This is a genomic window from Clostridium fungisolvens (genome assembly GCF_014193895.1).
GTDB classification, from domain to species: Bacteria; Bacillota; Clostridia; order Clostridiales; family Clostridiaceae; genus Clostridium_AR; species Clostridium_AR fungisolvens.
This window is the reverse complement of record NZ_BLZR01000001.1, coordinates 3,504,240-3,518,170: the sequence shown is the minus strand read 5'-3', so window position 1 is coordinate 3,518,170 and position 13,931 is coordinate 3,504,240. Positions and strand designations below refer to the sequence as shown.

Below are 13,931 nucleotides of genomic sequence, written 5' to 3'. Positions count from 1 at the left end.
TATGGCAGTACAAGGTGCTTTAGCGTATAGAGACAAAATAGTAGAAAAATACATACCATTAGTTAAGTATATAGCATCTAGAGTTATTCTTGGCAAAAGCAAATATGTTGAGTACGATGATCTAGTTGGTTATGGTATGGTTGGTCTCATGGACGCAATGAACAAGTTTGACGAGAGTAAAGGAATGAAGTTTTCGACCTATGCTTCTATAAGAATAAAAGGTGCAATGATTGATGAAATAAGAAGAAATAGCCCTATATCAAAGGGTGCTATGGATAAACTTAATAGATACAATGAAGTAATAGACTCTCTTCAAAAAAGCTTAGGTAAAGAACCGAGCAATGAGGAAATAGCTAAAGCACTTAATATGTCATTAGAGAGTGTAGGTGAAATTGAAAACTACATAAACTACATATCAATAGTATCATTAGAAAATATTATATTTTCAGATGATGATGATATTTCGATTATGGGTATAATAGAAGATAAGAACAGTCCTAGTCCTGAAAAAACCTTAGAAGAAAAAGAAGAGGTTGAGATGTTAAGTAAGGCTTTAGGATTATTGAATGAAAAAGATGGAATAGTATTAAGCTTATATTACTATGAAGGTCTTACACTTAAGGAAATAGGTAAGGTATTAGAAGTATCAGAGTCAAGAGTATGTCAATTACATAGTAGGGCAATAAGAAATCTAAGAGCAGCTATGAAGAAGCTTCATTACATATAAAGAGGTAGTTAAAATGCCATTTGTACTTATTATTATTGGAGTATTGCTTATTACAATAAATTATAGAGCTTTAAAAAAAGAAGACGGTTCCTTTGAGAAAATCCTTGAGCAAAGAGGAGAAAGAGTAGAGGAGCACGATATAGAAATTGGTAATCTAAGAAGAGAGTTTAGTGAAACTATATTAGAGCTCCAGTTAGAAATAGAAAGACTAAAAGCTATTAAGAATAGTGAAGAACCTGACGATAATAAAAGTGGTACTATTGATTATCGTATAGATGACGAGGCTTCATATGAAGAATCTGTTTCTGTGACTAAGAACTCAAATAAAAATATGATTTCTGATAAGGCAAGATCAGTGAAGGAACTTTTAGATAAGGGCTTCACTGATGACCAAATTTGTGAGGAGCTTGCTATTGGAAAGGGGGAAGTACTATTAATAAAAGGATTATACAAAAAGTAAGAGAAATATTTCTATTTCTAGCTGATAAAAAAATATTACTTGGAATTGGTATAGGAATTTTAATAGGTACTTTCTGCATGTTTGGTTATCAATACAATGTAAGTATGTCAAGAGAAAGAATTGAAGAAAAAGCTAGAGGCTACGGAATGATATACCAGGATGAGAGCAAAGTAATATTTGATAAGGATGTGAAAAAGTGATTAGAGGTTTATATACAGCTGTAAATGCAATGGTGACTTTAGAAGCAAAGCAAGATGTTATCACAAACAATATGGCTAACGCCAATACTAATGGATATAAGGCTGAAGATTTAAAGGTGAAAAAGTTTCAAGATGTGTTAATACAAAACAAAGATAAAGTTGTTGGCGGTCAAAACGTAAAAAACACAATAGGAAGTTTGAGTCTTGGAGCTAAGATTGATGGTACAGACGTAGAATTTACTCAAGGTACTCTTTCAAGTACTGATAATGATACAGATATGGCTATTGATGGAAGAGGCTTCTTCTCTGTTAAAAGAGGAGATAAAACATATTTCACAAGGGATGGTCAGTTTAGGATTAATACAGCAGGATACTTGGTAACTAGTGAAGGCGACAGTGTAATGGGCAGAAATATAAAAACTGGTGCTTCTGAGCCTATTTATGTTGGAAATGGTAAACTAACTGTTGATAATAGCAATAATGTTATTGTAAATAATGTACCACAATATAAAATGCAAGTTGCTGATTTTAATGATTATAAAAATCTAAAGAAACTTGGAGATAATTTGTACGAATCAAGCGAAACTCCTAATTACAACGGACAAGTTTATGTAAAACAAAAGACGCTTGAAAAATCAAATGTTAATATAGTAAATGAAATGGTAAATATGATGACTGTCATGAGAAGCTTTGAAACAACTCAAAAAGTAGTACAAACTATGGATGAGACCTTATCAAAAGCAGCAAATGAAATTGGATCAGTTAGATAATAGGAGGTAAGCATGTTTAGAGTTTTATGGAATGGAAAAAGCGCAATGCTTGCAAACCAAGAAAAGTTAGATTCAATATCTAATAACTTAGCAAATGTCGGCACTACAGGGTATAAAAGAGTAGATGTATCATTTAAAGATTTGATGCAGGAAAGTTTAGATAAGCAAGGTTATCCTATTAATGATAAAACTGCTTATACCGGTACAGGGGTAAGAACATCCTCATGGGTTAGAGATGACTCTCAGGGACAGTTACAGGAAACAAAAAAGTCCTCTGATTTAGCTTTAGATGGTGAAGGCTATTTTAGAGTTAAACAGGCAGATGGGTCTGTTGCTTATAGTAGAGATGGGTCCTTTAAAGTTGACTCCAATGGAAATTTAGTTGATGCTAAAGGTAATTTTTTAGATGTTGAATATGCCGCTGGATATAACAAGGATACTGTAGCATTACAGGATAAAATAAGTAGTGATAACTTCACAATAGATAAACAAGGAACTATAACTTTGAAAGATAGTAATAAAGTTGTAGGACAAGTTCCTGTATATACTGCCGTAGGAAACGACGCCTTTACTTCAGTAGGTGAAAGTTTATATGTTCCAAAGGCTGGTGCTCAAGTAGTAAAGAGTACTAATGTTGATGTCCTTCAAGGATATGTAGAAAATGCAAATGTTGATATGGGTAAAGAATTTGCAGATATGATAGTAACGCAAAGAGCATTCCAATTAGGCTCAAAAGCAATAACTACTGCTGATGAGATGTGGGGAATGATAAATAACTTAAAATCAAGGTAAAGACTCATCTTTACCTTGATTTTTTTATAGTAATATTAATTCTCTGTGAAGCTCATTAAAGTACTGGATGAAGGAGCGCATTAATTTTAAGGATATAATAAAAAAATCAGCTAGAAATTCTAGCTGATTTTTTATTATAGATTTGATATTGCATTGGTTATAGGTGGAATAACTTGTTTCTTTCTTGAAAGTACACCAGGAAGATAAGCAGTATTTTCGCTTAAGGTTATCTTAAATGCTCTTTCAGCAATTTCAGGAAGTTTTCCTGTAACTAAAAGTTGAGAACCTTCATTTATTATATCTGTTAAAAGAAGCATAACCACTTTTAAGCCAGAGTCTTCAGCTTTTCTTTCCATGTATTCAAGCATCTCATCTTTTAAAGGCATAAAGCCTTCTATGTCCATTGTATTAACTTGAGCTACTCCAACCTTTATACCTTCTATTGTAAAAGGCTTAAAGTCTTGATTAAAGATTTGTTCAACAGTTTTTCCTTTTAAAGATGTACCTGCTTTAAACATTTCTTTTGCATAAGATTCTGCATCTATACCAGCTATTTCAGCAAGCTTTAAGCAGATTTCTTTATCTACTGGAGTACAAGTAGGAGATCTAAATAGTAGTGTATCTGAAATTATTGCACTAGCAAGTAATCCAGCTGCTTCTCTAGATGGAGTAAGTCCATTCTCAAAGAATCTCTTAGCTACTATAGTAGAAGTACTTCCTAAAGGTTCATTTCTGAAATAAATAGGATTTCCAGTTTGTATATCAGCAACTCTATGATGGTCGATTATTTCTAAGATTTCAGCATCTTCAAGACCATGTACAGATTGACCTCTTTCGTTATGGTCAACTTGAATTACCTTTTTCTTATGGTTAGAAATTAAATGATATCTTGAGATACTTCCTACAACTTTGTTTTCACTATCTACAACTGGGTAGCTTCTATATCTAGTTTCAGCCATAACATGTTTTATATCATCTGCTAATTCATCAGTTGAAAATGAAACTAAGTTTTCTGTAGCCATAACATATTCAACAGGAATTGATTGAACTATAAATCTTGAAGCAGTAAAGGAATCATAAGGAGTAGATATTACTGTAACTCCAGTAGCCTTAGCCTTTTCAAGTAGATCAGCATTCATTTTATGAGAACCAGTGATGATTACAAGTGAAGCTTTTAAATCTATAAGAGCTTCTTGAGTTTCAGCTCTATCACCAACTATAGCAATATCTCCAGCTGCAACCACTTGTTTCATTGAATCAGGTTGCATAGCCGCAACAACAATTTTGCCAGGATAAGTAGCATTAGCAGCATTTATGTATAGCGCTTCACCAGAAAGTGCATCTAAAATATTTTCGATAGGAGTATTGCTTTTGCCTAATATGCAATTATCCCATATATCCATATAGCTTGAAGTTAAGTTTGCTGTTGAAAGAATCCCTACTAAATGTTTGTGGGAATCTACTACAGGTATAGACTTAACGTTATTATCTTTCATGATATGCCAAGCCTGTTTTAATGATATTTCAGGTGTAACTGATTCGATTCTATCAAACTCTAAATCCTCTACCTTTAGCTTAACTGTTTCTAGAAATTTTGGCTTTTCTACTCCGAAATAATTTAGTACGAATTGAGTTTCTTGATTAGGTTCACCAAGTCTAACAGGTATAGCAGGAATATCTCCGCTTTTGTTCTTAAATTCTGCATATCCTATTGCAGCACATATTGAGTCTGAATCAGGATTTTTGTGACCAGTAACATATATAATGTCTTTCACTGAACGAATCCTCCTTTGTGATAATTTATTATACTAATATATTCTAATAGTTAGGATGTAAATTGTAAAGATTGTTACTGTAAACTTACAGATAAACTACTTCATATTATAATTTATCCAAATAAAGATTCGTAGAACCATCGAAATCTTTATTTGGAGTTTAATGATTGAAGTAGTTTATCAGTTCAGCGGAATAGATAATCCAGTTATATCTAATAAAACTAATAGAGGATTATATTAAATAATAATAGTAAAAAGATCATCAACTATATGTTTTATTTGGAACTGGTTTATCTATAAACAATAATACAATGTTCTAACTAATAGCCTGTCTACATATATTATTATAGATGTTACAGAGAAAAGGGGGAACTAGAGTGATACAGGAAAAGGAACTTATAAGAGGGTTATCTTCTTCAGAAGCAGAAAGAAGAATTAAAAATTTTGGCTTAAATGAATTAAGTCATAAAAAAAGCGTCTCTCCTGTGATATTATTCCTATCCCAATTCAATGATTTTATGGTTTGGGTGCTTATGGGCGCAACCATTGTATCAGGATTAATGGGAGAAAAGGCAGATGCAATCACTATATTAATAATTGTGATAATCAATGCAATATTGGGATTTATTCAGGAGTTTAGAACAGAAAAATCTTTAGAAGCGCTTAAATCTTTAGCTGCACCTACGTGTAAGGCGTATAGAGATGGAAATATAAAGGTTATTAATGCTAAATATCTTACCCTTGGAGATATAGTAGTATTGGAATCAGGTGATAGGATTCCTGCTGATGGTGAAGTTATAGAAAGTACAGCCTTGATGGTGGACGAGTCTCTACTTACTGGAGAGTCAGTTGGTGTAAACAAAAGTATAAATAAAAAAGATTGCAATGTTTATATGGGTACAAGCGTATTAAAAGGAAAAGCTTTTATTAAGATCACTCAAATTGGTATGAATACTGAGATGGGTAAGATAGCTAATCTTCTTCAAAATATTGAAGAAGAAAAATCACCTTTGAAAGAACGACTAGAGTCACTAGGAAGAGTCTTAGTTATTTTATGTTTGGTAATATGTGCAGTAGTTACTGTAATGGGTATAATAAGAGGAAATGACTTAACTGAAATGTTCCTACTAGGAATAAGCTTAGCAGTAGCAGCTATACCTGAAGGTCTACCAGCTATTGTAACAGTTGCTCTTGCTTTAGGTGTATCTAGAATGTTAAAGAGAAATGCATTAGTTAGAAAACTGCCAGCAGTAGAAACTTTAGGATGTACATCTATAATATGTAGTGATAAAACAGGTACATTGACTCAAAATAACATGACTGTAAAAGAAGTATATATGAATGGGAAAATATACAACTTAAATGAAGAGAAACTTCCTCCAAATCCAATGCTCACTAGATCATTTGTATTCTGTAATGACTGCAATTATAATTTTAGCGAGAAATATGTGGACAAGGCTCTTCATGGAGATCCAACAGAAACCGCACTTATAAAGCTTTATTTTAAAGAAGTTGGCGCCTTAAAAGGATTTTTAGCAGGTGGACATAGAGTATTTGATATTCCATTTGATTCTACAAGGAAAATGATGAGCGTAATAATGAAGGAAAATGGAAAAGAAATATGTTATGTAAAAGGGGCACCTGAAAGATTATTAGAGAGGTGTAACTATATTTATGAAGAAGGTAAAGTAAAACCTCTAACATATCAAAGAAAAAAGCAGATTGGAACTTTTGTTGATTCTATGTCAAACAAAGCTTTAAGATGTATTGGAGCTGCCTACAAGGATACCAATATTCAAAGAGATGACTCACTTGAGAGTAATTTAATATTCTTAGGAATTGCAGGCATAATAGATCCGCCAAGACTAGAAGTAAAAGATGCTGTATTAAGATGTAGATTAGCTGGTATAAAGCCTGTAATGATAACTGGTGACCACCAGAACACAGCTTTTGCTATAGCAAAAGATCTTAATATATGTTCAACTCCAGATCAAGTAATTACTGGAGAAGACATTGAAAAAATGAGTGATAAGGAACTGTATGAAAAGGTTCAGAAGATAAGAGTTTTTGCTAGAGTAAGCCCAAATCATAAATTAAGAATAGTTAAAGCATTCAAAAAGAATGGTAATATAGTAGCAATGACAGGAGATGGAGTAAATGATGCTCCTGCTATAAAGGAAGCGGATATAGGTATATCCATGGGTATTTCAGGAACTGATGTTACAAAAGAAGCATCTTCTATGATATTAATGGATGATAATTTTGCGACTATTGTAGCTGCCGTGGAAGAGGGAAGAGTTATATATTCCAACATCAGAAAGTTTATAAGATATCTATTGTCTTGTAATATTGGTGAAGTATTAACTATGCTTCTAGCATCAATTTTCTATCTTCCAACCCCACTTGCGCCAATTCAGATATTATTCGTAAACTTGGCTACAGACGGGCTTCCAGCTATAGCCCTAGGAGTGGATCCAGCAGATAAAGACATAATGAAGCAAAGGCCAAGAGAAAAAAATGAAAGTGTATTTTCAAGAGGTCTTACTGAAAAGATAGTTGTTAGAGGTACCCTTATTGGTATATGTACCTTGTTCTCATTTATGGTAGGTATCTATTATAAATGGGATCTTAATACAAGCAGAACTCTAGCTTTATGTACTTTAGTAATGTCGCAGCTAATTCACGTTTTCGAATGTAGATCAGAAAGACATTCTATATTTGAAATAAAGTTTTTGACAAACCCATATTTGGTTGGAGCAGTAAGTATTTCAGTAACAATGCTGTTATCCATACTTTATATTCCTTTCTTACAGGGGATATTCCATACTACACCACTTATGATAGGGCAGTGGCTTATAGTTTTGTTCTTCTCAGGAGTAATAGCATTCATAAACAGTGTTTACCTATATATAAAAGTAAAATAGTAGGTTTTAGTTTAATTTCATAAGTAACATTAAGGCTAAAACAAAAAAGAATTGCGATGGTTCGCAATTCTTTTATTTTGTTCTAGTAATTTGCTGTTGCTTAGCTTTCTTTATTTGTGAATGATCAACTGGGAATAAGTCCTTCTTAGTAGTGAAGTTTATAACGTTCATTATCTGAATTACATCACCAGATGATTTAGATTTTTTATCACTCTTTAAACCTTGGATCATAACATTATGACCTTGATTAACTGCTAAAAATTCTGGTTTTTTAAACCATCTATTCTTTTTGTAAGAACATTTAATAACTGCCTTACTTCTTTCAGGTCTTATTATTAGGGTAGCTGCTATTGTATGAAATATCCAAAGAATAGTTTTTTCTTCAACCTTAGCTGATATAACTGTTCCTTGAAATTGAGCCATTCTATCACCATACTTTTTTATGTATGAGTCAGTATAATATTTCGATAGTTTTTCCTTAAAACCCATAGTTAAAACTCCTTTTCATATTCAAATATTATAAGTCCATTTTAGTATTTTAACTTAAACAATTAACTAAGACCAGCTAATTTTTTATTCTAAATCTAATTCAAATTTTAAATTACTATATATCAGGGATTGTGATTGATATATTAGGTAAAAAACCAGTATTCTAACACAAATCGCGATAAATAGGGTGTATATAAAAAGCATACTTATATTTCAATTAATATTTATAGTTTATCTAGTTTACAAAAAAATAATTAATTTCACATAATGCCAATTATATATTTTAATAAAATATTTATATGAATTAGAAATTTACTAAATAAAGAACACATATGTCTACAGTTAAGTTTCAGTATAAAAACCTATAAAACATAATAAACAACTAGTATTATAGCATACAATTGCTGTTAATAAAATAGCAAAGTAGAAAATCAACCTTATACTTTATTATAAGCAAAAACTTAACTAATAATCATAAATATAATTAACAACATTGTTACAATTTATTAATTGATATTGTAGAGAATAAATAATACAATATATTATATGATATTTAATAACCCTTAAAGGGATAAGTGAGACTTGGAAAGAGGTAAAACTATGGATAGTATACTTAAAAAGAATGTGGATTTAATGATAAATAATTATATAAAAAGTAAAAATAAATTGAAGTATGATGGAGATTTGCTAAATCATTTTGTAGCACTGATACTTACGAGCTCAGCTAAAGAATTAAATTATGAGAAAATTAGAGCTATAAGAAAATTTATAAAAGATAGTACAAGCTGGTTTTCTACATTTAGAGGAAATAATTTATATGTTATTTCAATTTTGTTATCACTTGAAGAAGAGTGGCAACAAAGATTTGAAAGAATACAAAAGTGGGAAGAACACTTAAAAGATAATGGTTTTGTTGAAAGCCCATATTTATCCATAGGTATATGGATTTTAACAGAAAATTTCAAGGATGAAGAGATGTATACGGTAACAAGAAAAATGAGAGAAATATTTTCATTGATGAAAGAAGAATATTACAATGTAACATCTTCAGATGACTATATTATTTGTGCGATTTTGGTGTCACAAGGTTTGAGCAGTCATACATATATGGACATAACTAACAAAGCCTATGATGAGATAACTGAGAATGATTTTACTACTAACAATGGTGCTCAAACTTTAGCAACAATATTATGTACTAATCCAGATAAATGGAAAGATAATTTAGAAAAGACTATTGATATATGTAAACTAGTAAAGAGTAGTGTTGGAAGTATACAGCCTCAATATATAGGGGTTATTGGTGTTGCATCCACGGTTGTAAACAATGCTGATAGCTTTATAAGAGAAGTTTATAGTGTGGAAAAGTACTTGAACGGACTTCCAGATTATCAATTTTTTATGGATAGAGGCTTTAGATTGATGATTTCTATGTTTATGGTTATACTTAGTAAGAAGAAGCTTAAAACTAATTATTTAAATTCAATAATGGCTCTTATAATAAATTACAGTTTAGTGAGTCAGCAACAGGCAATAATATCTAGGGCAAACTGAGAGTAGAATTTGAAAATATAAATTTAATTATGAAGTGGTACACATGAGGTGTATCACTTTAACAGGGAGTAATGATGAAAAACAGTTTAAAGAATTATAGAGTAGTTTTTTTAACTATTCTCTTTTTAGAATGTTTCTTTATGAGTGGTATTTATTTTTATAAACAGTTGAGTGTGCCAGTTTTAGCAGGTATGATACCGACCGAAAGTCAAACTATAGTGTTAAGTGCACTCTATATTATAAAACTCATACTGCTTATCTTCGTAATATTCAAGATGAGAAGTACATATAAAATCTTTATATTAATAAGTATGATAATAGGTATTTCTACTATTCTATATGAGAAAATGAATTTGATCTTCATTTTAGCTGAAGGGGTACTTTTCATAATAAGTATATTAACTATAATCTGCTCATCTGAAAGAATTAAAGCTCGTAAATAAAGAAATCCTACATGTAAATTTAAGTTATGCTTGTTCGATAATCCAGGTTTCTGAGAGTTGTTGGATATGTACAACTTAATATTTCAGTTAATAATCCTATAATTATTTGAGATTATAACAATTATATATAGGTAGACTAAAAATATATATAAGATTATAATAAATATGTGTTTCGAGGTTTACTTCAATACTATATTTAAGCTGTACTAAAATATACAACTTATAAAATAATTGTTGAAGTCAAAACTATATAAAAAAACTATGAAACATAATTTTCTTTTAGATTATAAAAATTTATTAAAACTTTTAATAAATAGGAGGAAGAGATGAATAAAGAACAATTAGCTAGAATGATCGATCATACTTTACTTAAACCAGAGGCTACAAAAGCTGGTGTTGAAAAACTTTGTAAGGAAGCACTTGAGTATAACTTTGCATCAGTATGTGTAAACCCTTCCAATGTAGAATTGGCAGCAAAGTTATTAAACGGAAGTGAAGTAAAGGTTTGTACTGTAATAGGATTCCCTTTAGGAGCTAATACTAAAGAAGTTAAAGCATTTGAAACAAGTGATGCAATAATTAAGGGTGCAAACGAAGTAGATATGGTTATAAATATAGGAAAACTTAAAGATAAGGACTATGACTATGTTAAAGAAGATATAAAAGCAGTTGTAGATGCTGCTAGAGGGAAAGCGCTTACAAAAGTTATAATAGAAACTTGCTTATTAACTGATGAAGAGAAAGTAATTGCTTGCAAACTTTCTAAGGAAGCAGGAGCAGATTTTGTTAAAACTTCAACAGGTTTTTCAACTGGTGGAGCAACAGAAGCTGATATTAAGTTAATGAGAGAGACTGTTGGACCAGATTTAGGTGTTAAGGCTTCTGGCGGAGTTAGAAGTCAAGAAGGCGCTTTAAAAATGATTGAAAATGGTGCTACAAGAATTGGTGCATCAGCTTCTATAGAAATATGTGAAGGCAAGAAATCTAACTCTACTTATTAAGCCGTATACGCATACTTACCCACAACTTCATATGAAATATAATTTCCTAAAGAATAAAAAAACAGGAAAGAAGTTATCTAATATGTAGAATATAAACGAATTATATAATTAAATATAAAATATGAAAAAGGTATGGATTATATGCAATGGTCCATACCTTTTTCATATTTTGATGAAACTTGATGAAATATATTGAAAAATTTTATACCTAAAATTAAAAAAATAGAATATTAATATAGTAAATTACTTTATAGAGGAGGGAACTGCTCTAATAAATTGGGGAAAGATTAACTTTTGCAATTTTTGAGTGGGACGTTATGAAGAGAGAGTTAACTCCACAAGAGGTCGTTTATAATGTAGATTTTAATCGATTATCTAGAACAGAGGATAAAAAGTTTATACCGGAATATGCTGAGGTCTATAAGAATATTGAAGCTGCTTTAAACATCGAGAAAGAGGGGTTTAACGTCTATCTTATAGATCTATTTTCTAAAGAAAAACTTGAAAATATAATTAGTTTTATTGAAGATAGCCTTAGTAGTAGGTCATGTCCAAAGGATATTTGTTACGTAACACTAGAGGATCCTAGATATCCTACTCCATTGTTTATTGCTAATGGTAAAGGAAAGAAATTTAAAGAGAGATTAGATGCAATCAAAAATTTTTATCTAGAGAAAATATTTAATTTTTATAACTCATCATCAAATAAAGAAAAAGAAACAATAATAGAGGAAATACAAAAAAAGAGAACTGATTATATTGAAGATCTTGTTCAAATGGCTAAGAATGAAGGTTTTGATGTAAAAGCCACTACTAATGGATTTGCATTTATACCTCTAAAAGAGGGAGAAGCAATGACAGAAAAAGAGTATGATGGGTTAGAACAAAATTCAAAAGAACAAATTGTAACAAAGGCAAGTAAACTTAAAACTGGAGCAGAAGATGTCTTGGAGCAGTTAAAGGATATTGAATTAAACTCTATAGATAAAATAAAGAGAATATTTAAGAGTTATTTGGATGAAGAGTCAAGGGATATAAAAGAAGATATATTTAAAGAATTTATAGAAGAAAAGGAAGCTTTAGAATATTTAAACAATGTCTGTAGTTTAATAGAAGAGGAAACTATTGAAAATTATTCTATGAACTATGAAGAAGACATGGAAAAAATAGAGGAAATAGTAAATAGAAATAATATCAATCTTCTTGTTGATAATAAGGATGTAAAATATCCTCAAGTTATATTCGAAGAGGACCCAAGTGTAACTAACTTGATCGGAAGCATTGATTATGAAAATCATAATGGAGTATATTCAACAGATGTATCACTTATCACAGCAGGTTCATTATTAAATGCTAATGAAGGATGTTTGATAGTTAGAGCAAGCTCATTTTTAAATAATGCGGGAAGCTATTATTATCTGAGAAAAACTCTTATGAGTAATAAAGTAAGCTATGATTATAATAGAGGTTATTTGGAGTTCCTGGCTCTAAATGGTATGAAGCCAATACCAATTGATATAAATTTGAAGATTATAATAATAGGGGATAGTGAGACCTATGATACTTTGTACACTTATGATGAAGATTTTAAGAATCTTTTTAAAATAAAAGCAGAGTATAATCCTTATGTAGTCATAAATGAAGAAGTGAAAAATTCCTTAGCCACAATGATAGATGAAATTAAAACGAAAAACAACTTGTTAAGTATAAGTAGTGAAGCAATTAATGAAATAGGGAAATTTCTATCAAGAAAAGCTCAAGATAAGCACAAGATATTTATAGATGATGAAGAGATAGGAAGAATACTTATACTAGCAAATAATGTGGCAAAGAAAATTGATAAAAGAGTAATAGGACGTAAAGAAATAACTTCAGTGGCTTATAATGAACAATTGGTAGAAAAAGATATAATTGATATGTTTAAAGAAAAAAAGATGTTAATTGATGTAAAGTCAAAATTAATTGGAAGTATAAATGGTTTATCGGTTTTAGATACAGGCTATTACAGTTTTGGTAAGCCTACTAGGATAACTTGTATATGTTATAAAGGTGTAGGAAGAATTGTAGATGTGCATAGAGAAAGTAATTTAAGTGGTAATATACATGCCAAATCTATTGATATCTTAAGAGGTTTATTAAATACTCTTATAGATCCTTATTCTAGAATTCCTGTTGATTTTCACGTGAGCTTTGAACAGACTTATGGCATGCTTGAAGGAGACAGTGCATCAATCGCTGAGCTAGTCTGCATGATTTCAGCTATTAGTAAAATCCCTATAAAACAAAATATAGCTGTAACAGGCTCATTAAACCAATTTGGAGAAGTACAGCCTATAGGTGGGGTTAATGAAAAAATAGAAGGATTTTATAATGTATGTAAAAATATTGATACGGTTTTTGGTAAAGGAGTAATTATCCCAGCATCTAATGTAAATGATATTATACTGAATAGCGAAGTAGAAAAATCTATAGAAAATGGGGAATTCCACCTTTATGCCATAAATGATATAAATGATGCAATTCAGATTCTTATGGCTGATGAGACCTGTACTTTAGAAGATATCTTGAGTTCAATAAAAAGTGAAATAGCATTGTATAATAAAGTCAAATAACGACCTATAGCAAGTAAGATGAGAGGTAAACTATCAATGTCATTTTGTTAACTAAATGATATTGATGAATTGCCTCTCTTTTTTACTGCCTATGAAATTATAAAATTTTCAAGTTAGCTAAACCCAGATACTCAAAAATTGTATTACTTGATTTTTTTATGACTCCTAATAGTAGTATAAATAA

The 13,931-nt window shown here is 30.6% G+C and carries 11 protein-coding genes; 9 read left to right on the top strand and 2 right to left on the bottom strand.

Annotated features, from left to right (window positions below; all coding sequences use genetic code 11):
* Nucleotide 1 precedes the first annotated feature (1 nt).
* From bsdtw1_RS15520 to bsdtw1_RS15500, 5 genes are all read left to right on the top strand, one after another.
* Nucleotides 2-727 carry a FliA/WhiG family RNA polymerase sigma factor gene (locus bsdtw1_RS15520; RefSeq protein WP_183278465.1) on the top strand — a complete coding sequence of 242 codons (726 nt, stop codon included), beginning with the start codon at nucleotides 2-4 and terminating at the stop codon, nucleotides 725-727.
* Between the two features lie 13 nt (nucleotides 728-740).
* On the top strand, nucleotides 741-1,187 hold the full coding sequence (locus bsdtw1_RS15515) for a hypothetical protein (protein WP_183278464.1): 447 nt from the start codon (nucleotides 741-743) through the stop codon (nucleotides 1,185-1,187).
* Nucleotides 1,188-1,264: 77 nt separating this feature from the next.
* Nucleotides 1,265-1,387 carry a hypothetical protein gene (locus bsdtw1_RS23635; RefSeq protein ID WP_261850662.1) on the top strand — a complete coding sequence of 41 codons (123 nt, stop codon included), beginning with the start codon at nucleotides 1,265-1,267 and terminating at the stop codon, nucleotides 1,385-1,387.
* Nucleotides 1,384-2,157 carry a flagellar hook-basal body complex protein gene (locus tag bsdtw1_RS15505; protein ID WP_183278463.1) on the top strand — a complete coding sequence of 258 codons (774 nt, stop codon included), beginning with the start codon at nucleotides 1,384-1,386 and terminating at the stop codon, nucleotides 2,155-2,157. Before bsdtw1_RS23635 ends, bsdtw1_RS15505 begins: the two co-directional genes overlap by 4 nt.
* Nucleotides 2,158-2,169: 12 nt before the next feature.
* The gene (locus bsdtw1_RS15500; protein ID WP_183278462.1) at nucleotides 2,170-2,949 is read left to right on the top strand and encodes a flagellar basal-body rod protein FlgG; all 780 of its coding nucleotides are present in this window, start codon (nucleotides 2,170-2,172) and stop codon (nucleotides 2,947-2,949) included.
* Between the two features lie 134 nt (nucleotides 2,950-3,083).
* Here bsdtw1_RS15500 and bsdtw1_RS15495 read toward each other — a convergent pair whose 3' ends face one another.
* Nucleotides 3,084-4,724 (bottom strand): putative manganese-dependent inorganic diphosphatase, encoded by a 1,641-nt coding sequence (locus bsdtw1_RS15495; protein ID WP_183278461.1) that lies wholly within the window; start codon nucleotides 4,722-4,724, stop codon nucleotides 3,084-3,086.
* Nucleotides 4,725-5,101: 377 nt separating this feature from the next.
* Here bsdtw1_RS15495 and bsdtw1_RS15490 point away from each other — a divergent pair, with 377 nt between their 5' ends.
* Nucleotides 5,102-7,648, top strand: a complete 2,547-nt coding sequence (locus bsdtw1_RS15490; RefSeq protein WP_183278460.1) for a calcium-translocating P-type ATPase, SERCA-type — start codon at nucleotides 5,102-5,104, stop codon at nucleotides 7,646-7,648.
* Between the two features lie 72 nt (nucleotides 7,649-7,720).
* Here the strand turns inward: bsdtw1_RS15490 and bsdtw1_RS15485 are convergent, their stop codons facing one another.
* Nucleotides 7,721-8,137, bottom strand: coding sequence for a hypothetical protein (locus bsdtw1_RS15485; RefSeq protein ID WP_183278459.1), 417 nt, complete (start codon nucleotides 8,135-8,137; stop codon nucleotides 7,721-7,723).
* Nucleotides 8,138-8,737: 600 nt separating this feature from the next.
* Here bsdtw1_RS15485 and bsdtw1_RS15480 point away from each other — a divergent pair.
* From bsdtw1_RS15480 to bsdtw1_RS15470, 3 genes are all read left to right on the top strand, one after another.
* A complete protein-coding gene (locus bsdtw1_RS15480; protein ID WP_183278458.1) occupies nucleotides 8,738-9,691 on the top strand; it encodes a DUF4003 family protein in 954 nt (317 codons plus the stop codon).
* A 769-nt stretch (nucleotides 9,692-10,460) separates the two neighbouring features.
* On the top strand, nucleotides 10,461-11,135 hold the full coding sequence (gene deoC / locus bsdtw1_RS15475; RefSeq protein ID WP_183278457.1) for a deoxyribose-phosphate aldolase: 675 nt from the start codon (nucleotides 10,461-10,463) through the stop codon (nucleotides 11,133-11,135).
* Between the two features lie 317 nt (nucleotides 11,136-11,452).
* Complete coding sequence (locus bsdtw1_RS15470; protein ID WP_183278456.1) at nucleotides 11,453-13,747, top strand: AAA family ATPase; 2,295 nt, start codon at nucleotides 11,453-11,455, stop codon at nucleotides 13,745-13,747.
* Nucleotides 13,748-13,931: the final 184 nt, after the last annotated feature.

Excerpts from the sequence above, each read along its gene's own strand:
- bsdtw1_RS15520 (WP_183278465.1), top strand. The coding sequence starts at position 2 with ATGGCAGTACAAGGTGCTTTAGCGTATAGAGACAAAATAGTAGAAAAA.
- bsdtw1_RS15485 (WP_183278459.1), bottom strand. The coding sequence starts at position 8,137 with ATGGGTTTTAAGGAAAAACTATCGAAATATTATACTGACTCATACATA.
- bsdtw1_RS15470 (WP_183278456.1), top strand. The coding sequence starts at position 11,453 with ATGAAGAGAGAGTTAACTCCACAAGAGGTCGTTTATAATGTAGATTTT.
- bsdtw1_RS15480 (WP_183278458.1), top strand. The coding sequence starts at position 8,738 with ATGGATAGTATACTTAAAAAGAATGTGGATTTAATGATAAATAATTAT.
- bsdtw1_RS15500 (WP_183278462.1), top strand. The coding sequence starts at position 2,170 with ATGTTTAGAGTTTTATGGAATGGAAAAAGCGCAATGCTTGCAAACCAA.
- bsdtw1_RS15515 (WP_183278464.1), top strand. The coding sequence starts at position 741 with ATGCCATTTGTACTTATTATTATTGGAGTATTGCTTATTACAATAAAT.
- deoC (WP_183278457.1), top strand. The coding sequence starts at position 10,461 with ATGAATAAAGAACAATTAGCTAGAATGATCGATCATACTTTACTTAAA.
- bsdtw1_RS23635 (WP_261850662.1), top strand. The coding sequence starts at position 1,265 with ATGTTTGGTTATCAATACAATGTAAGTATGTCAAGAGAAAGAATTGAA.